The organism is Cupriavidus phytohabitans (genome assembly GCF_017815025.1).
Lineage (GTDB): Bacteria > Pseudomonadota > Gammaproteobacteria > Burkholderiales > Burkholderiaceae > Cupriavidus.
The window spans coordinates 84,400-106,496 of record NZ_JAGIQB010000016.1 but is presented as its reverse complement, the minus strand read 5'-3'; the positions used below and the strand labels follow the sequence as shown (position 1 = coordinate 106,496).

Annotated in this window: 18 protein-coding genes; 9 read left to right on the top strand and 9 right to left on the bottom strand. The window is 69.5% G+C overall.

What is annotated here, in order from left to right; genetic code table 11:
- Positions 1 to 49 precede the first annotated feature (49 nt).
- Positions 50 to 4,423, bottom strand: a complete 4,374-nt coding sequence (locus J8I34_RS13625) for a YhdP family protein (protein WP_209806256.1) — start codon at positions 4,421 to 4,423, stop codon at positions 50 to 52.
- Positions 4,424 to 4,720: 297 nt separating this feature from the next.
- On the opposite strand from J8I34_RS13625, the gene glnE reads away from it, so the two are divergent.
- Positions 4,721 to 7,621, top strand: coding sequence for a bifunctional [glutamate--ammonia ligase]-adenylyl-L-tyrosine phosphorylase/[glutamate--ammonia-ligase] adenylyltransferase (gene glnE, locus J8I34_RS13620; protein WP_371748075.1), 2,901 nt, complete (start codon positions 4,721 to 4,723; stop codon positions 7,619 to 7,621).
- Positions 7,611 to 8,255: a rhombosortase gene (gene rrtA / locus J8I34_RS13615; protein WP_029046837.1), complete on the top strand. Its 645-nt coding sequence runs from the start codon at positions 7,611 to 7,613 to the stop codon at positions 8,253 to 8,255. Before glnE ends, rrtA begins: the two co-directional genes overlap by 11 nt.
- Positions 8,256 to 8,279: 24 nt before the next feature.
- On the opposite strand, the gene J8I34_RS13610 is transcribed toward rrtA, so the two are convergent.
- From J8I34_RS13610 to J8I34_RS13595, 4 genes are all read right to left on the bottom strand, one after another.
- Positions 8,280 to 9,935: a rhombosortase-dependent MprA family serine protease gene (locus J8I34_RS13610; RefSeq protein WP_209806262.1), complete on the bottom strand. Its 1,656-nt coding sequence runs from the start codon at positions 9,933 to 9,935 to the stop codon at positions 8,280 to 8,282.
- Between the two features lie 135 nt (positions 9,936 to 10,070).
- Entirely contained in the window at positions 10,071 to 10,514 is a 444-nt protein-coding gene (locus J8I34_RS13605; protein ID WP_029046839.1) for a hypothetical protein, read from the bottom strand.
- A gap of 67 nt (positions 10,515 to 10,581) precedes the next feature.
- Positions 10,582 to 12,330: a DNA repair protein RecN gene (gene recN / locus J8I34_RS13600; protein WP_029046840.1), complete on the bottom strand. Its 1,749-nt coding sequence runs from the start codon at positions 12,328 to 12,330 to the stop codon at positions 10,582 to 10,584.
- A gap of 77 nt (positions 12,331 to 12,407) precedes the next feature.
- On the bottom strand, positions 12,408 to 13,325 hold the full coding sequence (locus J8I34_RS13595; RefSeq protein WP_209770785.1) for an NAD kinase: 918 nt from the start codon (positions 13,323 to 13,325) through the stop codon (positions 12,408 to 12,410).
- A 103-nt stretch (positions 13,326 to 13,428) separates the two neighbouring features.
- Between J8I34_RS13595 and hrcA the strand changes: the two genes are divergently transcribed.
- The 3 genes from hrcA to J8I34_RS13580 all read left to right on the top strand — a co-directional run bounded on the left by hrcA (position 13,429) and on the right by J8I34_RS13580 (position 16,077).
- Complete coding sequence (gene hrcA, locus J8I34_RS13590; protein ID WP_029046842.1) at positions 13,429 to 14,466, top strand: heat-inducible transcriptional repressor HrcA; 1,038 nt, start codon at positions 13,429 to 13,431, stop codon at positions 14,464 to 14,466.
- Between the two features lie 103 nt (positions 14,467 to 14,569).
- Positions 14,570 to 15,685, top strand: a complete 1,116-nt coding sequence (hemH, locus tag J8I34_RS13585; RefSeq protein ID WP_029046843.1) for a ferrochelatase — start codon at positions 14,570 to 14,572, stop codon at positions 15,683 to 15,685.
- Positions 15,682 to 16,077, top strand: a complete 396-nt coding sequence (locus J8I34_RS13580; protein WP_209806254.1) for an RNA-binding S4 domain-containing protein — start codon at positions 15,682 to 15,684, stop codon at positions 16,075 to 16,077. The genes hemH and J8I34_RS13580 overlap by 4 nt, the downstream gene beginning before the upstream one ends.
- 87 nt (positions 16,078 to 16,164) lie before the next feature.
- Here J8I34_RS13580 and J8I34_RS13575 read toward each other — a convergent pair whose 3' ends face one another.
- Positions 16,165 to 16,338, bottom strand: coding sequence for a hypothetical protein (locus tag J8I34_RS13575; protein WP_029046845.1), 174 nt, complete (start codon positions 16,336 to 16,338; stop codon positions 16,165 to 16,167).
- Positions 16,339 to 16,610: 272 nt separating this feature from the next.
- Between J8I34_RS13575 and grpE the strand changes: the two genes are divergently transcribed.
- Positions 16,611 to 17,165, top strand: a complete 555-nt coding sequence (gene grpE, locus J8I34_RS13570) for a nucleotide exchange factor GrpE (protein WP_029046846.1) — start codon at positions 16,611 to 16,613, stop codon at positions 17,163 to 17,165.
- A gap of 87 nt (positions 17,166 to 17,252) precedes the next feature.
- The gene (locus tag J8I34_RS13565) at positions 17,253 to 17,690 is read left to right on the top strand and encodes a thioredoxin family protein (RefSeq protein ID WP_209806253.1); all 438 of its coding nucleotides are present in this window, start codon (positions 17,253 to 17,255) and stop codon (positions 17,688 to 17,690) included.
- A gap of 27 nt (positions 17,691 to 17,717) precedes the next feature.
- On the opposite strand, the gene J8I34_RS13560 is transcribed toward J8I34_RS13565, so the two are convergent.
- Positions 17,718 to 19,001 carry a phospholipase A gene (locus tag J8I34_RS13560; protein WP_029046848.1) on the bottom strand — a complete coding sequence of 428 codons (1,284 nt, stop codon included), beginning with the start codon at positions 18,999 to 19,001 and terminating at the stop codon, positions 17,718 to 17,720.
- Between the two features lie 152 nt (positions 19,002 to 19,153).
- Positions 19,154 to 19,585 (bottom strand): DUF1841 family protein, encoded by a 432-nt coding sequence (locus tag J8I34_RS13555; RefSeq protein WP_209806252.1) that lies wholly within the window; start codon positions 19,583 to 19,585, stop codon positions 19,154 to 19,156.
- Between the two features lie 91 nt (positions 19,586 to 19,676).
- On the opposite strand from J8I34_RS13555, the gene J8I34_RS13550 reads away from it, so the two are divergent.
- Positions 19,677 to 20,618 (top strand): DMT family transporter, encoded by a 942-nt coding sequence (locus tag J8I34_RS13550; RefSeq protein ID WP_209806251.1) that lies wholly within the window; start codon positions 19,677 to 19,679, stop codon positions 20,616 to 20,618.
- Positions 20,619 to 20,706: 88 nt separating this feature from the next.
- Complete coding sequence (locus J8I34_RS13545; RefSeq protein WP_209806250.1) at positions 20,707 to 21,294, top strand: malonic semialdehyde reductase; 588 nt, start codon at positions 20,707 to 20,709, stop codon at positions 21,292 to 21,294.
- A gap of 76 nt (positions 21,295 to 21,370) precedes the next feature.
- Here the strand turns inward: J8I34_RS13545 and J8I34_RS13540 are convergent, their stop codons facing one another.
- Positions 21,371 to 22,096 carry a Coq4 family protein gene (locus J8I34_RS13540; RefSeq protein WP_029046852.1) on the bottom strand — a complete coding sequence of 242 codons (726 nt, stop codon included), beginning with the start codon at positions 22,094 to 22,096 and terminating at the stop codon, positions 21,371 to 21,373.
- Between the last annotated feature and the right edge of the window lies 1 nt (position 22,097).

The following is a 22,097-nucleotide window of genomic DNA, read 5'->3' as shown; positions in this document are numbered from 1 at the left end:
GGGCGTTGGTTTCCTCTTGGGCTCTCTCGGACTGTCTTGGGCGCTGGCTTCAGCGCGGGAACGCGGGGTCGGTGCGGTTCTGGAAACTGGGGGCTTGCGCCTTATTCTCCTCCACTTTGCCGATCTGCGGGTTGGCCCAGCTGCCGGTGATGCGGTAGTGCTGGGTGAACACCTTGGAGAACTCGTCGGCAAACAGCAGCTGCGCGGCGAGCGTGCCGATGCCCAGCACCGGGTTGATAAAGGCGGCTGCCACCGAGGTCGAGGTGGCATTGATGCGCGGCACCACCTCCACGCGCAGATCCTGGGTCTCGCGCAGCAGGTTGGCGGTGCCGCTCATGCTGGCGATGATCTGCGGGCTCCTGAGTTCGAAATCCTGGATGGTGCCGACGCCGTTCTCGATCGTGCCGGAGCCGGAAACGCGGTCGAACAGCAGTCCGCGGCCCGACAGGCTGCGGAAGTCCAGCGTGGCAAAGCGCAGCAGCCCCTGCAGGCTGAGCACGCCCAGCAGCCGCGCCGCGCCCGGCTCGACGCTCAGGATCTGGCCATTCTCCAGGTCGAGCGACAGCTTGCCGGACAACGTCGGGTAGTCGATCGACAGCGGCGAGCCGCGCCAGGCCACGCGGCCTTCCAGCTTGCCCTTGCCGTCGCGCAGCGTGTGCGGCAGCCCCAGCCGGTCCAGCGTGGCGCCGGCGTCGCCGATGTCGATGACGAACGACAGCAGGGTGCGGCGTTCGGCATTGCCATCGGCACGCAGCCGGCGCGGCACGCGCCAGCTGCCGTGGCCGGTCAGCGTGGCATCGGGCTGTTCGATTTTCAGCTTGTCCAGGGTCCAGACCGGGTCGGTGCCGCTGGTGCCGGTATGCGCCTTGACTTCGAGCCTGCCGAAGTCGTGGCCGCGCAGCACGAACTGCTCGGCGACCAGGTCGATGGCGGGCAGTTCGTCGATGCTGCTGGCGAGGGCGTCGACCACGTTGCGCTCGTCGCTGGCATCTGGCACGTTCAGGCGCGACAGGCGCAGCTGCAGCGCGCCCGTGGCGTTGGCACCGGCACCGGCACCAGCACCAGCACCGGTCGCGGCCGGCTGCCACTGCACGGCGCCGGCGATCTGGCGCGACTCGATCCTGGCGTTCCAGCCGTCGGCTTCGCGCATGGCGTCGAGCGCCACGTCGTCGAGCGTGCGGCCCATGCCATGGAGCGTGCCGGCGCGCAGCGCAATGCGGCCCGGCAGGAACGGCGAGGGACGCGTGCCATCACCCGAAGTCGCCGGGCCGGCGAAGGCCTCGCGCCAGGCGTCGATGTCGAGCCGGTCGAAGGTTGCCGCGGCGCTGACGCTGGCCGTCGGCGCCGGCGCCGCCTGCTGCACGCCGATGCCGCCGGCGACCACTTCGATGCCATTGCCGCCGCTCTGCTCGCGGCGCAACAGGTAGCGTGCGTTGAGGGCGTTGCCCAGCTGCAGCGTCAGTTCGTCGATGCCGGCGCGGCCGGGCGCGGGGCGCAGCTCGACGCGCAGCGGCAGGTCGTGCGGCGCCGCCTTTGCCAGCGGCGCCGGCAAGCCGATGGCCATGCCGTTGAGCGAGGAATTCAACTGCACCTGCAGTTCGCGTTCGCGCATCGCGATCACGGTGTTGTAGCCGGTGCTGCCTTCCAGCCTGGCCGCCAGCGGCGCCAGGGCCGAGCCTGCCGTGAACTCGCGCAGGCCTGCCGCTGAGGCGGTGCCGCTTGCGGTGATGCGCGTGCCCCCTTCCGGCTGGGTGCCGCCGCCGAGCTTCACTTCTCCGCCCAGGAAGCGCGCGCGCAGGTTCTCCAGCCCGAAGCCGTGCTCGTTGAATGTGATGTCCCCGCTGGCATTGCCAAAGGCCGGCAGCTGCGGGCTGAGCACGACGTCGTTGCCGGGGAAGCGGAAACGTCCCTCCACTCTGGCCGCGTTGGCGTGCTCCAGCGGCATGTCGAGCTTGAGCCTGAGCTCGCCGTTGCCATGCGCACGCGCCGCGTCGGCCACGCGCGCGGTCCATTCGCGCACCGGCGAGGCGGCGATATAGCGCAGGAAGCCCTGGACCGGCCCGCTGGCGCCGCCGTCGATGGCGAGGCGGCCATGTGCGCTGAGGTCGTCGATGCGGCCGCTGACGTCCTGCAGCACTACACCCGGGATGTCGTGCACCGTGGCGCGCTTTGCCAGGAAAGTCATGCCACCGCGGTCGAAGGTGACCTGTCCGGCGATGTCGGTGAACGCCGGCCACAGCGGCGCGCCCCCCGCGCCAGTCTCGTGCGGCGCAATCTGGTAGCTGACGCGCTCGATCGGCACGTCGACGCGGAACTCGCCCGCCTTCTCGAACGGCGCGTGGAACGGGAAATGCTCCAGATCGCCCTTGAGCACGAAGCCGACGCCGGCTGCGTCGCCACGCACCAGCGCGCCAGCCAGGTAGTGCCGCGTGCCCGCCGGGATGGTCAGCGGCAGGTAGCGCGGCACGCGCGCGACCTGGGCGCGGGTCATCTCGCCGCTCAGGTCGGCGATGCCGGAAGTGCCGTCGCCGCCGGCGCGCCAGGTGCCGCGCACAGAGCCCGCAGCATCCGCGTTGGCAAAGCGGATGCCGTCCAGTGTGACCACCAGCTTGCCGCCGGCGTGGTGCCAGCGCACGTCGCCGCCGATCTGGTCGAACGGCACGCGCGGCTCCTCGAACAGCCCGGGCACCACCAGCGACGCGCCATTGCCTTCGAAGCGCGCATTGCCTTGCTGGTCGTCGAACGAGAACGTGCCCGACAGGCGCGAGAAACCAGGCGTGCCCAGCCGCGGACGGCCCCTGGCATCCAGGGCCGGCACCGCCGGCTGGCCATTGAGCGAGACGTCGCGCAGCGTGCCCTGCACGCTGTAGTGGGGCTTGCCGCCGCTGCGGTCGAGCATGCCGGCGCGCTCGCGGCTCCAGCTGACGTTGAGGTTGTCGATGTGGCCGGCCGGCTGCAGCGCGCGCAGCCGGCGCAGCACCGCGGTCTCAAGCGGCATCGAGCTGGCCAGCGCGCGCACCGTGTTCAGGTCCAGCGTGGGCGCCTTCAGCGTGAACTTGCGCAGGTTGCCGTCCTTGGCATAGGCCCAGCCGAGCTCGACCTTGCGCATGCCTTCGCGCCAGCTGCCGTCGGCGGACGCGGCCTGGCCGTCGGCGGGCTGCGGCTGCCACAGCAGCGTGTCGACGGTGAGCAGGTTGCTGCCGTCGCGTTCGGTCCGGTGCAGCAGGAAGGCCTGTGCATTGGCCAGCCGCAGCGGGGCGGCGGCGCCGGCCAGCTGCAGGTCGACGCTGCTGGCGCGCAGACGGGTCTGGCTGCGCACGATGCGGCCCTGGCGGAACTCGATGCTGCCGTCGGTGCTGAAGGTGCCGCTGGCCACGCCCTCGAACATGGCCAGGTAGCGCTGCAGCACCGGCAACTCCAGCTGGGCCAGGTCCCAGCTGGCCTGGCCGCTCCAGTAGCGCCAGTTGCCGGCGCTGTGCAGGTAATCGTTGCTGAAGCCGGACTTGACCACCAGCGGGCGCGGGCCCAGCGCCGGCGAGCGCGCTTCCAGCGTCACCGTATGGCGCGAGCCGTCGCGACGGGTGTCGAGGCGGATTTCGCCGATATCGAGCTGCGGCAGCCCGGCCTTCTCGTCGCGCCAGCGAAGCTTGCCGTCGGACAGCGACACGCGGCCCTGCGACATCAGCCAGCCCAGGAAACGGTCGTCCTCCTGCTGGCCGCCGGTGGCATCGACCGGCATGCCGCCGACCAGCAGCTTGCCCTCGGGCGTGCGGCGCACCAGGATGTCGGTGCCGGTGGCGCCCAGGCTGACGAACTGCAGGTCCATGCTGAACAGCGAGCGCCACGACAGCTTGCCGTCGAGCGTGGCGGTCGACAGCAGCACGCGCTTGCCATCGTCCACGGCGCGCAGGTCGCGGGCGCGGAAGGCGGGATGCCAGCCATCCCAGTAGGTATCGAGAGCGCCGATGGTCACCTGTGCCGAGAGCGCGACCGAGCCGCGCTCCTCAAGCCATTCGCGCGCGGCCGACGCCTGCGGCCACAGCACGAAGCGGATCAGCAGGCCCGCCACCAGCGCCAGCACGCCCAGCACCAGCGCCAGCCGTACCAGCGCGCGTCCCAGGCCGCGCCAGAATGGATGGTGCACCATGCCAATGGCCGCGCGCGCGCCGGCGCCGGCGATGCGGCGCAAACGCGCCAGGCCCTGCGCAGGGCGCGGCAGGGCAGGGGAATCGATACCTGGAGCAGCCAAGGAATGAGCAGGTGGTGGCGAAGCGGGGTGGTTCGCGGGATTGTTCGAGGAGCTGTTGGCTGGACTTTTAAAAGTGTCGTTGGCCGGCGCTGGCAGCGCAGCGGCGGCCACATGCCCACCCGCGCCGCCATTGGGGGGAGAACCGTCAGCGGGTTGTGGGGCGCGGCTGGACATGCGCAGATTATCCGACAATACTAGCCGCTCTCCAATCTGGTGCCCGGCCGGCTACAACAAGAATGCGCGCACCGCGCGCGGCGCGAACCGGGGCAGCATGGTCCGGGCACGCCCGATCTGGCGCCGGTACCGGCCGCACCTTCTTTCGCATTTCAAATTACTGGAATGACTGCCTCTGACCCGACGAGTTCCGCCGCTGGCGATGCCTCAGACCAACATGGCGCGGGCGCCACACCGGTACCAGCCGATTTGGCGGATCCGGCGGCGGCGCTTGGCCCTGGCGAGGGCCCCGGCACCATGACCGCCGGCGCCTTTGCCGTCACCGCGGCGCAGTCATTGCCGCAGGGTCTGCAGGCGGCCGATTGCGGCGGCCACGTATTGTACTCGGCGGCGTATTCGCACTACGCGCGGCGGGTGCTGCAGGCGCGCCCCGAACTTCCCGCGGTGATCGCGGCGGCGGCCGGACAACCGCTGACGCGCGCGTGGATGGAGGCGCGGCTGCAGGCGCTGCACGAACCCTCGGCCGATGCCGAGGAAGCCACCAAGCGCACCTTGCGCCGGCTGCGCGCCGAGGTCATGTGCGCGGTGATCGAGCGCGACCTGCGCGGCCTGGCCGCGCTGGGCGAAATCACCGGCGCCATGACCGACCTGGCCGAACTGGCGATCCAGCATGGCCTGGCGGTGCTCGGGGCTGATCTCGCCGCTACCTTCGGCCGCCCGGTCGGAGAGCAAAGCGGCGAGGTGCAGGAGCTGGTGGTGGTCGGCATGGGCAAGCTCGGCGGGCGCGAGCTGAACGTCTCGTCCGACATCGACCTGATCTTCCTGTATGAGGAAGACGGCGACACGAAGGGCGGCACGCGCAGCCTGTCCAACCACGAGTATTTCATCCGCCTCGGCCGCCGCCTGATCAACCTGCTTGCCGAAGTGACCGCCGACGGTTACGTGTTCCGCGTCGACATGCGGCTGCGGCCCAATGGCGATGCCGGTCCGCTGGCGTGCAGCCTCGGCATGCTGGAGGAATACCTGGTGGTGCAGGGGCGCGAGTGGGAGCGCTATGCCTGGATCAAGGGCCGCGTGGTGTCGGCGCTCGACACGCCGCACGCGCAGCGCACCGCCGGCCTGCTGGCGCGCCTGACCACGCCGTTCGTGTTCCGACGCTACCTGGACTACGGCGTGATCGCGGCGATCCGCTCGCTGCATGCGCAGATCCGCAGCGAGGCCGCCAAGCGCAGCGGCGGGCTGGCGGGCCATGGTGTCAACCAGCGCTCCTTCAATATCAAGCTCGGCCGCGGCGGTATCCGCGAGATCGAATTCATGGCGCAGGTGTTCCAGCTGATCCGCGGCGGCCAGGATCCCGCGCTGCGCGTGCGGCCCACGCTGGAAGTGCTGGCGGTGGCGGTCGAGCGCGGCCTGCTGCCTTCCGGCCAGGCCGGACAATTGGGCGACGCCTACCGCTTCCTGCGCCAGCTGGAGCACCGCCTGCAGTACCGCGACGACGCCCAGACCCACCACCTGCCGACCTCGGAAGACGAGCAGCTGGCGGTGGCGCGGATGATGGGCTGCGCCAGCTGGAACGAGCTGCTGGCGCGCCTGGCGGCGCTGCAGGAGCCGGTGGCGCAGCAGTTCGAGGCCACCTTCTCCGATCCCGACGCCGCGCCCTGCGAAGCGTTGTGGCCCGACATCGTGCTCGACGACAACGCCGCGCGCGCGCAGGACAACCCGCAGCAGGACGGCGCCGAGCCGGCACAGGCCGAGCGAGGCGCGCAGGCAGGGTGCGACGACGATGCCACGCCATGCCGGCGCCTGCAGGCAGCCGGCTTCACCGACTGCACCGGCCTGATCGACCGGCTGCGCGCGACCGCGTCGTCGCTGCGCTACCGCGCGCTGTCCGAATCCAGCCGCGCCCGCTTCGACCAGCTGGTGAACCGCGCGCTCGACCTGGCCGCGCGCCAGGACGACGCCGACAGCACCATCGCGCGCTTTATCGACTTCCTCGAGGCCATCAGCCGGCGTGCCTCTTACCTGTCGCTGCTGTCCGAGTATCCGCAGGCGATGGACCGCGTCGCGCAGACGCTGCACGCCTCGCGCTGGGCCGCGGCCTACCTGACGCGCCACCCGCAGTTGCTGGATGAACTGCTCGACAGCGATGCGCTGGCCGGCGCGCCCGACTGGCCCGCGTTCCGCAAGCGGCTGCACGAGCGGCTGCTGGCTGCCGAAGGGCAGGTCGAGCACCAGATGGATATCCTGCGCCGCGAGCACCATGCCGAGACCTTCCGCGTACTGCTGCAGGACCTGCACGGCATGCTGACGGTGGAGCAGGTGGCCGACCGCCTGTCGGACCTGGCCGACGCCATGCTCGATGCCACGCTGCAGACGGTGTGGCGCCAGCTCGCCACGCGCCATCGCGACACGCCGCGCTTCGCGGTGATCGCCTACGGCCGGCTCGGCGGCAAGGAACTGGGCTATGCCTCGGACCTCGACATCATCTTCCTGTATGACGACGAGCACGAGCGCGCGCCCGATGTCTACGCCGCCTTCGCGCGCCGGCTGATCACCTGGCTCACCAGCCATACCGCGGCCGGCGCGCTGTTCGACGTCGATACGCGGCTGCGTCCCAACGGCGCCGCCGGCCTGCTGGTCACCAGCTTCGACGCCTTCCGCCGCTACCAGCTGCGCGAGGGCGACAACACCGCATGGGTCTGGGAACACCAGGCGCTTACGCGCGCGCGTTTCTGTGCCGGCGATGCAGCCATCGGCGATCGCTTCGAGGCGCTGCGCGACGAGGTGCTGCGCCAGGACCGCGATGCCGCGGTGCTGCGCGACGAGATCGTGCAGATGCGCCGCAAGGTGGCCGAGGGCCATCCCAATCCCAGCAGCCTGTTCGACCTCAAGCACGACCGTGGCGGCATGGTCGACATCGAGTTCACGGTGCAGTACCTGGTGCTGCTGCACAGCCGCGCGCATCCGCAACTGACGCGTAATGCGGGCAATATCGCGCTGCTGCGCGAAGCCGGCGAAATCGGGCTGATCGATGCGGCGCTGGCGGTGGCGGTGGGCGACGCCTACCGGCTGTTCCGTGCGCGCCAGCACCAGCTGCGGCTCGACGGCCAGGCGCAGGCGCGCGTGACGGCGGAATCGGTTGCCGAGCAGACCGCGCAGGTGCGCACGCTGTGGCAGGCCGTATTCGGTGAGGACTGAGGCCGCGGTGGCCCCGAGCCGTCCCGCCGGGGCCTCGTGGCCGGGGCTGCTGGCGGCGATCACGCTGGTCTGGGCGCTGTCGGCCTGCTTCACCTTCCTGCCGTGGTGGCACGCGCACGGCCTCTACCTGCGCGATGCGGTGCGGCTTGACGGCCAGTGGTGGCGGCTGGCGACCGCCATGTGGGTGCACCTGGACGCGAGGCACTGGCTGGCCAACGCACTTGCGGCCGCGGGCCTGCTGGCGCTGGCCGGACGCTCCGCGCGGGCGCGCGCCATGCTGCTGGTGCTGGTGGCTTGCGGCCTTGCCGTGCAGGCCGCGCTGCTGCGCGTGCCAGCGGTCGGCTGGTATGGCGGCTTGTCCGGTGCCTTGCACGGGCTGGCGCTATGGGGCGGGCTCAGCCTGTTGCGCGCGCCCGGGTTGTCGCGCGTGCTCGGCGTGCTGCTGTGCCTGGGTGTGCTGGTCAAGGTGTGGCTGGAACAATCCTGGCTGGCGCCGGTTATCCTTGATCCGTCCTGGGGCTTCGGCGTGGTGCGCGCCGCGCACGCAGCCGGCGCGGTGGCCGGGCTGCTGTGCTGGGTGGCGCAGGAGTGGTGGCTGGCACGGCGGCCGCTGCGCAGCGCCGACGGCGGCTGAGCCGCGTCCGCGGCGCGACAGGCGTCACGCGCGCCGGCGCAGCGCGAAGCCGAACAAGCCCGTGCAGGCCAGCACGAGCGCGAGCCAGCGTGGCACCGCGCCGCCACCGCCGGACGGTGCCGGCGCGGCCGCCGGCGGGGCCGACACTGCCGCGGCCAGCGCGTTGTCGGCATCCAGCAGGCCGGCGCCGCACACGCCTGGATTGGTGGTGCAGAAGGTGCCGGATGGATGCGGCCGCGCCGAGGACTTCAGTGCCGCGGTCACCTGCGCCGGCGACAGCGAGCCGTTCAGCGCAAACATCATCGCGACCACGCCCGACACCATCGGCGCCGCGAAGCTGGTGCCCTGCGACGACGCTACCGTGTATGCGCCGAGCGACGTTTCACCATTGTTGCCGAGCGTGCGGATCACCGACAGCGTCGACGTGCATGCACCGTCCTGTACGCGCGAGTTGCCGCAGCCGCCGCCCGGCGCGCTGATCGCCACCTGCGGGCCGACATTGGCATAGGTCGCGTTCTCTCCGTCGTTGGCATGGGCCGTAACCGCGATCACGCCGCTGCAGTCGGCCGGCGCCTCGACCGCGCTGCGGTTGTTGCCCGCCGCCGCCACCACCACCACGCCGCGCGCGTTCAGGTCGTTGACCGCCTGCTGCTCGATGCTGCTGCACTTGCCGCCGCCGAGGCTGATATTGACCACGCGCGCCGGCGTGGGATTTGCCGGCACATCAGGCACCGGCAGGCCGCCGGCCCAGCGCATGCCATCGACGGTATCGGACAGCAGCGCACCGCACCGCCCCGAAACCCGCACCGGCAGGATGCGCGTGCTCCAGTCCACTGCGGCGATGCCTTCGCCGTTGTTGGTGATCGCGCCCATCACGCTTGCCACACGCGTGCCGTGCCAGCTGTTGGTGGTGGCTTCAGTGGTCGGCGAGGAACTGCCCGGGCAGGTGAAGCCGACCGGGACATTGTCGCCAGAGTCGGTGGCGTCGCCGTCGCGCCCATCGTAGTCGTTGGAGACGGTGGTGGTGCTGATGAAGTCATAGCCCGGCAGCAGCCGCGCGGCCAGGTCGGGATGGGGCAGCGTGCCGGTATCGACCACCGCGATCACGATGCCGCTGCTGCCGCGCGTGCGGTCCCAGGCGCGCGGCAGGTTGACGCCGCCGACTGTGGTGCCGGTGCCCATCAGGTACGGCTGGTTGGCGCGGAATTCCGGGTCGTTGGGCAGGGTGTCATGCAGCCGCAGCCAGCGGTCCGGCACGGCGTCGGCCACGCGCGGATCCTGGCGCAGGCGCGCGGCGGCGGCTTCCGGATCCGTGGCGAGTTCGTCCGGCACCTGCAGCAGGTCCATGTTGCCGCCCATGGGCCGGCGCAGCGTGGCGGCAATGCCGGTGCCCTCGCGCAACTGCTGCAGCCGGCTTGTTGCCTGCGCCGGCTCGGTCGACGCGGCCGGTGCCTTGCTGGCGGCGTCAGGCGTGACGATGGAGGCCGTGCCATCGCGCCAGCGCACGATGATCTGGCCGGTGTATGTGGATGCCGCGGTGGATGCCGCGGTGGAGGCGCTGGCCGCGAATGCCGCGTTGGTGGGTGCCGCGGCGCACATTGCGGCGATGGCGATCACGGATGCCCGCCATCGATAAACCGGGATGCAGCGACGGAAGACAGACTGCGCGGGATGCGGCATGTATTCCTCCAGGTGCACTCTGCGAGGCATGGGCCGCGCAAGGGGGTGTTATGTAGGGAATACGATCCGCCGCGGTTGCGCAAGGCCTGCCGAAGGTCTAGAACCCGCCGCTTGCGGACAAGGCGGGGCGCCGGCTCAGCTCTTGGGCATGTCCCTGCTGGTCGGCATGGTGCGGTTGGGCTGGATCAGCCGGTCCGGTTCGGCGGTCTCGATGCGCGGGGTTGCGCGCAGCGTATCGACCGCCTGGTCGAGCGTGGTGCCGGGCGCGGCGGAGATCGCCGTGACCAGCCAGACTCCACCCGACATGGGGCGCTTGACCACGTAGCGGATCGGACCCTTGATCCCGGCGAGCAGCTTGCCGGCATCCTCGGACATGTCGACCGCGGGCGGCTTGAACTTGACCATGATGTCGCCGAGCGCGCGGTCGTCAGTGATGCTGCCGGGCGGCGGGGCAGAGGCCCCGGACTGCGCCTGGCAAGCGGACAGTGCCAGCAGTGCTGCCGTGGCCGCGGTGGCCAGGGCCAGTACGGCGCGCAAGGGGCGGTGGCGGCGGCCTGCCGGCGGCGCGTGGCGGGTCATGGTGGGACTCCTGTGAAAGTTGGTTCGGTAGGCCGATGCGGGCGCGACGTGCGAGGCGCGGGAGGCGTCAGCCGGCGGCGCGGCGGCCGCGCCGGCTTTCCTTTGCCGTGCCGCGCACCGCGGCGCCGGCCTGGGCTTCGGCGCCTTGCGCCAGCATCTCTTCGGCATGCTGCAACGTGGTCGCGGTGACGGTGGCGCCGCCCAGCATGCGCGCGGTCTCGACCACGCGCCCGGCCGGGTCGAGCATGCGGATGCGCGAACGCGTGACCGAGCCATCGCCGCCATCGGTGGTTTCCTTGCTGACGAGCAGGTGCGTGCCGGCCTGCGCGGCGACCTGCGGCAAGTGGGTCACGCACAGCACCTGGCGCGCGCGGCCCAGTTCCTGCAAGCGCCGGCCGACCACTTCGGCGACGGCGCCGCCGATGCCGGTGTCGACTTCGTCGAAGATCAGCGTCGGCGTGGGCGAGGCCTCGCTGGTGATCACGGAGATCGCCAGGCTGATGCGCGCCAGCTCGCCGCCGGAGGCGACGCGCGCCAGCGGCCGCGCGCTGACGCCGGCATGGCCGGCCACCAGGAACTCGACCTGCTCCAGGCCGTAGCTCTGGCCTTCTTCCAGCGTGTTCAGCGCGGCGACGAAGCTGCCGCCCGCCATCGACAGGCCCTGCATGGCGTCGGTGACCGCGGCCGACAGCGCCTGCGCCGCCTGCGAGCGCGCATGGCTCAGGTGTTGCGCCAGCGTCAGGTAGGCGGCCTTGGCAGCGGCTTCGCGCGCCATCACCTTGTTCAGGTCCTGCGCGGCCTGCAGGTCGTCGAGCTGCTGGCGGCGCGCCAGCAGCTCATCGGGCAGCTGCTCGGGAGGCAGGCGGTACTTGCGCGCGGTGGCGTGCAGCGCCTGCATGCGTTCCTCGACGGCCTGCAGCCGTTCCGGATCCAGTTCGAGCCGGTCGACGTAGCGGGTCAGCGAGTGCGCGGCTTCCTCGGCCTGCACCTGGGCCGGCTCGAGCGCGGCCAGCACGTCGCGCAGCGCCGGGTCGACGTCGGCCAGCTGCTGCAGCCGGTGCACGATCGTGTTCAGCGCCGACAGTACCGAGCCGTCGGCCTCGGACAGCGCGTCCAGCGCCGCGCGGCTGCCGTCGATCAGCCCGGCGGCGTGCGACAGGCGGTTGTACTCGGCCTGGATCTCTTCCCATTCGCCAGGCTGCGGGTTGAGCTTGTCGAGCTCGCCCACCTGCCACTCCAGCCGCTCCCGTTCGAGCTGCATCTCGCGCGACTGGTGCTCGACGGCCTCGCGCTGGCGCACGCAGGCGCGCCACGCGCGCCAGGCCTCGGCCACCGCGCCGGCCTGCTGGGTCAGCCCGGCGTGGGCGTCGAACAGCAGGCGCTGCGCATCCGGGCGCAGCAGCAACTGGTGTGCGTGCTGCCCGTGGATGTCGACCAGCTGGTCGCCCACTTCGCGCAACTGCGCCAGCGTGGCAGCGGCGCCGTTGATAAAGGCCTTGCTGCGGCCGCCGGCATCGACCGTGCGGCGCAGCAGCACCGAGCCGGCGCCGTCATCGTCCTCGGCGTTGAGTTCGCGCTCGGCCAGCCAGGCGTCCAGCGCCGGGTGGGTCGAGAAGGTGGCGCTGATGCTGGCGCGCGCGGCGCCTTCGCGTACGATGCCGGCGTCAGCACGCTCGCCCAGCACCAGGGCCAGGGCGTCGATCAGGATCGACTTGCCGGCGCCGGTCTCGCCGGTAAAGACGGTGAAGCCGGAGGTGAAATCCAGGTCGAGCGTGTCGACGATGACGAAATCGCGGATGGACAGGCTGCGCAGCATCGTGGCGGGAAGTAGGATCGGTCCGGAAGGGCGGGCTGGCGTCGGATGGGGTGGCTAGCTCGGGCTCTGGGGGCGGCTCAGAGGCGGTTGTCTTCGGACGGGTACTCGTGCCAGTGCAGCTTCTTGCGCAGCGTGGCGTAGTAGTTGTAGCCCACCGGGTGCAGCAGGTTGATGCTCTTCTCCGAGCGCCGCACCACGATGCGGTCGCCGGGCAGCAGAGACGTCAGCGACTGCATGTCGAAGTTGACGCTGGCGTCGCGCGCGCTGGCGACCTCGATGGTGACCTCGGCATCGTGCGGCAGCACGATAGGCCGGTTCGACAGCGCGTGCGGGGCGATCGGCACCAGCACCACGCCCGACAGCGTCGGATGCAGGATCGGGCCGCCGGCGGACAGCGCGTAGGCGGTCGAGCCGGTCGCGGTCGACACGATCAGGCCGTCCGAACGCTGGTTGTACATAAAGTAGCCGTCCACGGACACCGCCAGCTCGACCATGCCGGAAATGCCAGAGCGGTTCACCACCACGTCGTTCAGCGCCAGCGCGGAAAAAATGACGCTGTCGTCGCGTACCACGCGCGACTCGAGCAGCAGCCGGTTCTCGGCCTCGTAGCGGCCGTCGAGCATGTCGGGCAGCACCGTGTGCACTTCTTCCAGCGCGATGTCGGTCATGAAGCCGAGCCGCCCGTGGTTGACCCCGATCAGCGGCACGTCGTAGCCCGCCAGCTGGCGGGCGATGCCCAGCAGTGTGCCGTCGCCGCCCAGCACCACCGCCACGTCGGCGTGCTGGCCGATTTCCTCGGCCGACAGGGCAGGGTAGGCGGTCAGCCCGGTGGCCAGCGCGGTCTCGCGCTCGAACACCACATCCTGGCCGTTGCGCAGGATATAAGAGGCGATTTCCTCCAGCGGTCCTTCGATGCCGGCAGTCGAGTAGCGGCCCACCAGGGCGACGGTGTTGAACGAAGTGCGCAAGGCGCTGGCTCTCTGGGGCGCGGACATGCCGGGATTAGACCATACCGCCGCTGACGTTGCCAGCAGGCGGCGCCGCCGCAACCCAGGCGGAGCGCCAGAAGGTCTAAAACTTGCGTAAAATCGGGACATCATGGATGAACGTTCCAAAACGCTGCTCAAGACCCTGATCGAGCGCTACATCGCCGAAGGCCAGCCGGTCGGGTCCCGCACCCTGTCGAAGTACTCGGGGCTGGACCTGTCGCCCGCGACCATCCGCAATGTGATGTCCGACCTGGAAGAAATGGGCTTTATCGCCAGCCCGCACACGTCGGCCGGCCGCATCCCGACGCCGCGCGGGTACCGGCTGTTCGTCGATTCCATGCTGACGGCCAAGCCGCTGGAGCACAACGCCGACCTGGCCGAGCTGACCGGCCAGATCCAGGGCCAGCTTGGCGCCCAGCAGCTGGGGCCGCAGCGCATGATCACGACGGCAGCACGCACGCTGTCCAACCTGTCGCACTTCGCCGGCGTCGTGATGACGCCCCGGCGCGCGCAGGCGTTCCGGCAGATCGAATTCATGCGCCTGTCCGACAAGCGCATCCTGCTGATCATTGTCAGTCCCGAGGGCGATGTGCAGAACCGGATCATCCAGACCGAGCTGTCATACACCCCGGCCCAGCTGATCGAGGCGGCCAACTACTTCAACTCGCACTACGCCGGCATGAGCTTCGACACCGTGCGCGGCCACCTGCGCCTCGAGCTGCAGGACCTGCGCCGCGACATGTCGCAGCTGATGCAGGCTGCGGTCGAGGCCGGCAGCGTGGCCGAGGACGAGGAAGACGACCACGTCTATATCAGCGGCGAGCGCAAGCTGCTGGAAGTGGAAGACCTGTCTTCCAGCATGGACAAGCTGCGCCGTCTGTTCGACGTGTTCGAGCACAAGACCAGCCTGCTGCAGCTGCTCGACGTCTCCAGCCACGCGCAGGGCGTGCAGATCTTCATCGGCGGCGAAAGCCAGCTGGTGCCGCTGGAAGACATGGCGGTCATCACCGCGCCGTATGAGGTCGACGGGCAGATCGTCGGCACCCTCGGCGTGATCGGCCCGACACGCATGGCGTATGAGCGCGTGATCCCGATCGTCGACATCACCGCGCGGCTGCTGTCCAGCGCACTGAGCCAGAACCAGTGACGCGGCTGGCCGGTCTGACAAGCTGCCCCATTCCTACCGAGCGCCGCCAGCGCCGGCGCGCCGCCATGGCGCGCTCCCGGCAGTGCCCCAACCCGGAAGCGACATGACGTTTTCACCTGAACCGGTCTACCAGCACGGTCAGGCGCCACGCACGGCGCTCCTGCTGGTCAACCTGGGGACCCCGGATGCGCCCACGCCCAAGGCGGTGGGGCGTTACCTGAAGGAATTCCTGTCCGACCCGCGCGTGGTCGAGATCCCGCGTGCAGCCTGGCTGCCGCTGCTGCATGGCGTGATCCTGCCGCTGCGCTCGCGTGCGTCGGCGCTGAAGTACGAGTCGATCTGGCTGCGCGAGGCGCACATGACCGGTTCGCCGCTGCTGGTCTACAGCGAGCGCCAGGCGCATGCGCTGCAACGGCTGCTGAACCAGAACGGCCACGAGGTGACGGTGGCGTGCGCCATGCGCTACGGCAACCCGTCGATCGCCTCGGTCATGGAGGCGCTGCGCCGCCAGGGCTGCGAACAGGTGCTGGTGCTGCCGATGTACCCGCAGTACTCGGGCACCACTACCGCGACCGCGTTTGACGAGGTCTTCCGCGTGCTGGCCCAATGGCGCAACCAGCCCGAGCTGCGGCTGGTCAAACATTTCCATGACCATCCGGCTTATATCTCGGCGCTGCACCAGCAGGTCGGCGGCTACTGGTCACGGCATGGCATGCCCGACTTCGCGCGCGGCGACAAGCTGATCCTGTCGTTCCACGGCGTGCCGCGGCGCACGCTCGAGCTGGGCGACCCGTATCACTGCGAGTGCCTGAAGACGGGGCGGCTGCTTGGCGACGCGCTGGGCTTGCAGCCGGGACAGTATCAGGTGACGTTCCAGTCTCGTTTCGGCAAGGCGGAGTGGCTGCAGCCGTACACCGCCCCGACGCTGGCGGAGCTCGGCAAGGTCGGCGCCGGCCGGGTCGACGTGTTCTGCCCGGGCTTCCCGGCGGACTGCATCGAGACGCTGGAGGAAATCGCGATGGAAGGGCAGACCGAATTCAAGGTCGCGGGCGGCAAGGATTTCCACTTTATTCCTTGCATGAACGACTCCGCGCCGTGGGTGGCCGCGATGGCGGAGATTGCCCTGCAGCATCTGCAGGGATGGCCGCTCAAATCGCCGCACCCGCATGAACTGGAAGCGCGCCGCGCGCGCGCGCAGACCCGGGGAGCCGCAGCATGAACGTGGATTTCGAAGCGCATGCGCGCCAGCGCATCGACAAATGGCTATGGTGCGCGCGCTTCTTCAAGACGCGCTCGCTTGCGGCCGAGGCGGTGGAGCGCGGCAAGGTGACCGTCAACGGTCAACTGGTCAAGAACTCGCGCGAAGTGCGGCCAGGCGACAAGGTCGCGCTCGAGGCACACCAGCAGCGCTGGGAACTGCAGGTGAAGGGCATTGCCCCGGCGCGCGGCCCTGCACCGGTGGCGCAGACGCTGTATGAAGAAAGCGTCGACAGCCAGGCGCGCCGGCAGGCCGAGGCAGAGCGCCGCCGCCTGCAGCCGGAGCCCGCCGCGCAGTTGCAGGGCCGCCCGACCAAGCGCGACCGCCGCCGCATCGATGATTTCCGGCACTGACGAGGGCAGGAATGACACGCGGCGGCGCCGGCAGGATGCCGGGGCCGCCGCGGTGCGGGCGTGTGTGCCGGAAAGTTGCGCGGGCGCCTATTCCTGCGAGACTTCCTGGCTGACGATAGGAATGATGTAGTGCTTGAACACCGCCTTGCCACTGCCATACTCGGTATCGCGCGGCGTGAAGGCGCCGGACAGGCAGATAAAGGCGGTCATGACCGCCAGGGCGGCCACGAGGCAGAGCGTCACGACTGGCAGCTTGTGCATGGCCAACCTTTCGGAAGAGGCACAAAAATGAACCATCTCCGGCTCCCGGCATTTTTGTCATTTTTCTTCTTGTGAATGTTAGTGAGTGCAGTGCAGCAAGGCAATAAGGCCTCAATTGCATAACTCCCGCCTTTGTAACCGCTTGTTTCAGCGTCTCGCCGGCGCCACTCTTGAAATCCGGCGCGATGCCACCAATTGCCGCTAAACACGCCGATTGACCCACCGCGGCCGTGCCCACGGACGGCCGCGCCAATGCATTGATACGGACCGACATGGAAGAACAGAAGCAGACGCCATCCACCCCGACGCCCAACGACGAAGCCAGCACTGCCGCCGCGCAGGAGAACGCTGCGCCGGAGGCTGCCGCCGTGGAAGACGTGGCGGCCCAGCTGGCCGCCCTGGAAGCCAAGGCGCGTGAGCATTACGACCTGTACATGCGCGCGGTCGCGGAAGGCGAGAACATCCGCCGCCGGGCGCAGGAAGACGTCACCAAGGCCCACAAATTCGCCATCGAGAACTTCGCCGACAACCTGCTGCCGGTGATGGACAGCCTGCAGGCCGCGCTGGCTGACGGCTCCGGCGACATCGCCAAGCTGCGCGAAGGCGTCGAACTGACCGCGCGCCAGCTGGCTGCCGCGTTCGAGCGCGGCAAGATCGTGGAACTGAACCCGGTCGGCGAGAAGTTCGACCCGCACCGCCACCAGGCCATCTCGATGGTGCCGGCCGACCAGGAACCCAACACCGTCGTCACCGTGCTGCAGCGCGGCTACACCATTGCCGACCGCGTGCTGCGCCCGGCGCTGGTGACGGTGGCGGCACCGAAGTAAGCCGGACTGCTCTTGGCTGCTGACGTTGCGCCCGGTGCCATTCAGGCCCGGGCGTTTTGCTTTTTTTGCCTTTGCGGGAGCCAACCCATGTCAGGCGAATCGCCCGCCGGCGTGTCATCCGCGGGCCAGGCCGCGGCACCACACCTCGACCACCGCGCCTTCGAGGCCTTCGGCATGCGCCAGGTCGACGATGCGAGCATCGACGCCGCGATTGCTCAGGCCGGCGATGCGCTGGTGTGCGTGTTCTTCTGGGGCGTGGATTGCTTCAATTGCGAGATGGCAAAGAAGGCCATGCTCGCCAATCCCGAGCCGATCCGGGCGCTTGGCCTGCACTGGCTGCACGCCAACGTCTATGCGCATCCCGCGCTGGGCAAACGCTTCGGCCTGCACGGCATCCCGGTGTTCATGTTCTTCCAGAGCGGCAAGAAGCTGGGCCGTGCCACCGGCTGGCATGGCCACGGCCAGTTTGCTGCCGCCGTCGCCAATGCACGGCTGAAGGCGGACGGCAAGCCGCTGGCGGGCTGAACTGGCAAGCCAGCGGCGGCAGGGGCATTAGCGCGACAGCGCGTAGCCGATGCGGAACTGCCAGGGCAGCTTGTGGTTGTAGTCGAGCAGGCTTTCGCCGTAGCCGACGAAGTAACCCGCCATCAGGTAACCCGCGGTGCCCGGCAGCAGCCGCGCCAACGGATAGGTGACCTGCGCATCGACGCTGCCGTACCACTTGCGTGTGCCCTTGCGCAGCGTGGCGGAGAACTCCCAGGAATCCGGACGCCCATAGGCGATGCCCAGGTCCATATAGCCACGGTAGTGGGCGATGTCCGGGTTGTCGCCCTTTTCCACGTAGGCATAGAGCTTGGGCGCGACGCGCCAGTGCCAGTCGTTCTGGTCGCCGAAGTAGAACGTCGGCTTGACGAACACGGTGTTGATGCTGCGCGACTCGTCGCCGCTGCGGCCGTTGGATTCGTGCTCCACGCCGGCGGCCAGCGACAGCCGGCTGATGGCCCGATTGCGCACGCCGGTGTCCGACAGGTAGTAAAACAGGCTCGGCCGGTAGTTGGTATCGCGGAACGGCTTGGACTGTTCCGACAGGTCCCACAGCGAGAACTGGGTGAAGCCGAGATAGAGGTTGTCGAACAGGCTTTTGGATGCCGGGTCTTCGCCCTGGAAGATCCGGTACTTGAAGCTGAACTGGAACTTCGCGTTGGCGCCATCGTGCGCGCCGACGGTGAAGTACATCGGATCGTAGAACGACAGGCGCGCGCTGTCGCGCAGGTCCGCCGGCGCCGGGGCGGTGGCGCTTGCGCTGGTCACCGGCGTGACGGGAACCGGGGTCGCCTCCGCGGCTTCGCCGGCCGACCCCGGCGTAGCGGCTACCGCGGGCGGGGCGGCGGTGACCGCCTCGCCCGGCTGTGGCAGCCGGTTCAGCGTGACCAGCACCGGCGCGGCGTCGATGCCGGTCGCATCCAGCCGCACCTGGCCGCGCAATTGCGGCGGCAGGGTCGCGGTGTAGCGGATGGCGCGGTGTTCGCCGCGGCGCAGGTTGACCATGGCGGGTCCGGATACCTCGCGCCACAGCACCAGCCGTACCGGCGCCTGCATTTCGCTCGACGCGCTGACTTCCAGCGTATCGGGGATCCGGTAACGGCGCGTCGCGCCGTCGGCGCTGACCACCAGCGTCAGCGTCAGCGGCTGGTTGCCGTCGATCACGCGCGGCGGCTGCAGCAGCGCCACGCCAGCGTGGCCGGCCAAGGGCCAGGCCAGTGCCAGGGACAGGCAGAGGGGGGCGACGGCGCGGCTGGCAGCCAGCAGCCGGCGGGGCAGGGTCAATCGGGACATGATGCCAGGGCACCGCGGGCGCGGCTTGATCGGCGCGCGCGGCATTGGGAAATTTCGGAACCCGCAAAGCCTACCATGCGGTAGAAAACGGGTTGTGACGAAATGTACGCAGCCGGCACGCAGACGATTGGCAGCCGGCTGGAGTGACGCGCTCAGCGCATCGCGCGCCGGCGCACGCTGTCGACGTATTGGTCGCCGTCCGGTGGCAGGCCGCTGCGCTGTGCCTGCCACAGCATCTCGCCCAGGCATTCCATCACCTGGTGCTGGGCCTCGTGCGGCGAATCGAGCCGGCGCGCAAGCGCCTCGTAAGCCTCGCGGATGCCGCGTGGCTGGTCTACCGAGACCTGTTCCGAGATCGAAAGGTGCATCGCCAGGTGCAGGAACGGGTTGGTCTGGCCTTGCTCGGGGGTGTAGTCCTGCGCCAGCGCGCCTTCGGTGTCGCGCAGCAGGTCGTGGTACTCGGGATGCTCGCCGATCCAGTCGGCGGCAATGACTTCCAGCGGCGTCAGCACGCTGCCCGCGATCTGCTTCTGCCAGGCTTCGCAGAAGAAACGGCGGACTTCTTCTCGTGAGGGATTAAACATGGTGGCGCCATTGTAAACGAGGGCCGCGGCGAGCGCTGCCGCACCGGCGGCGCCAAGTAAAATGCGGGATCGCCGACTTCTCGCAGCCTTCATGACCGCTTCCGTCTCCACCACCGCCCAGGAACAGGCCCGCGCCAAGCTCGCCGGGGTGCTGCTGATCGCGGTGTCGGCCAGCGCCTTCGGCGCCATGGCGATCTTTGCGCGCTTTGCCTATGCGGCCGGTGCCGACGTCTACGGCCTGCTGTTCGTACGTTTCGTGCTGGCGGCGGTGGCGCTGGCGTGGGTGATGCGCACGCGCGGCATCGGACTGCCGCCGTGGCGGCGTGTGCTGGCGCTGGCGGCGATGGGCGGCATCGGCTATGTCGGCCAGTCGTTCTGCTTTTTCAGCGCGCTGAACCATGCGCAGGCCAGCCTGGTGGCGCTGCTGCTGTACCTGTACCCGCTGTTCGTGACGATCCTGGCCGCGGTGTTCCTGAAAGAGCGGCTGACCACGGCGGCCGTGATCGCGCTGGTGCTGTGCTCGGCGGGCGCAGGGCTGACGGTGGGCGGGGGCGAGGGTTCGCCCCTGGGCGTCGCGCTGGGGCTGGCGGCGGCGGTGATTTATTCCGTCTACATCATCGTCGGCGCGCGCGTGACCGCCGGCGTCAACCCGATTGCCACGACCACGGTGATCTGCACTGCGGCCGCGCTGGTTTACGGCGCGGTTGGCCTGCTGCGCCTTGGCGCGGGCGTGCCGCCGCAGTTCCCCGCCAGCGCTGGCGGCTGGCTGGCACTGGCGGCGATCGCGCTGCTGTCGACGGTGCTGGCAATCCTGACCTTCTTCGCCGGGCTGCAACGGCTCGGCGCGGCGCAGGCCTCGATGCTGTCGACGCTCGAGCCGGTGGTCACGGTGATGCTGGCGGCGTTGCTGCTGGGCGAGCATATCGGCGGTACGCAGGCGCTGGGCGGCGGGTTGATCCTGGTCGGCGTGCTATGGCTCACGCGGCGCAGCAGCGCGCCGGCGCCGGCCCGCGGCGACATGCAAGAGAATTGAACGGGTCGGTCAAAGACGCTGGCGCGGCACATCCTGGCCCTTGGGTAGAATCGCGGCTTCTGACATTTCTTGGATAGGAAAGAGCCGCATGTCCCAGATCGACCAAGCCGCACTGGCGCAACTGTTCACCGAGGCCCGTACCCACAACGTGTGGCAGGACCGGCACGTGGAAGACGCCGTCCTGCACCAGATCTATGACGCGATGAAGTTCGGCCCCACCGCCGCCAACAGCGGCCCGGCCCGCATCGTCTTCGTCAAGAGCGCGGCCGAGAAGGCGCGCCTGGTGGAATGCATGTCGGCCGGCAACGTCGAGAAGACCCGCTCCGCGCCGGTCACCGCGATCATCGCCTTCGACAAGGCCTTCCACGACCAGCTCCCGCGCCTGTTCCCGCATGCCGACGCGCGTGCCTGGTATGCCGGCAACGATGAGAAGATCGCCCGCGACGCCCTGATGAACAGCTCGCTGCAAGGCGGCTATTTCATCCTGGCCGCACGTGCGCTGGGCCTGGATTGCGGCCCGATGGGCGGTTTTGACGCCGACAAGGTCAACGCGGCCTTCTTCCCCGATGGCAAGTGGTCGGTCAACTTCCTGGTCAACCTGGGCTACGGCATTGCCGACAAGCTGCATCCGCGCCTGCCGCGCCTGTCGTTCGACGAAGCCTGCCGCATCGTCTGAAGATGCCGCGCGCCAGTGGCGCCGGGAATAGAAAAAGCGACCCATGAGGTCGCTTTTTTTTTGGTGCGCCGCAATCTCAGGCAGTCCATTCCTGGACGGGATTGCAGGCGAGGTAACGTCCGGGCTCGGCAATGCCGAGCCGTGCACGGGCAGCGTCGAGCGGTTCGTGCAACAGTCTTTCGTAGTCCTCGCCGAGCAGCCAGCCGGCGCGGCGTCCCAGCCGGTAACCCTCCAGCACGGCGCGCGCAAACGCCAGGCTGCCGGTCACGCGCAGGCTTTTCAGCGACGCCGCGATGGCGATGAACGCCCATCCCTTGCCGCCGGTCTGCGCGTAGCTGAACGCCACCAGCGCGGCTTCGCCAAGGCTTTCGTCGGCGCGGTAGCCGGTGAGCACATGCCAGATGTCGTGGATATCGCGGGTACGCCGGCCAAACCACATGTATGCGTCCTCGATGACCGGCTCCTGGTCGAGGTTGGAAACCTTGGCCAGCCCGTCCGCGCTGTAGCCGGTCTTTTCCAGGAACGCGCGATATGCCGCGCCGACGGTGCCCGGACCGAAGCCGGCGATATAGGTGGGATCGGACAGGCGCTCCGCCAGTTCGATGCGCTGGTAGACCATGCGCCTGCCATCGGGCGTGGACAGCAGGCGGCCGAAGTTGCGCGGCATCGACGGGCCGTTCAGCGCGCGCATGATGCGGAACACCTGCTCGGTGTCGTTGCCGTTCGCCAGCAGCTTGCGGACGGCCCGGAACGCGGTGATGAAATCCTGTTTGTAGGGATTGGAGGCGGTCGGGGTGGCCATG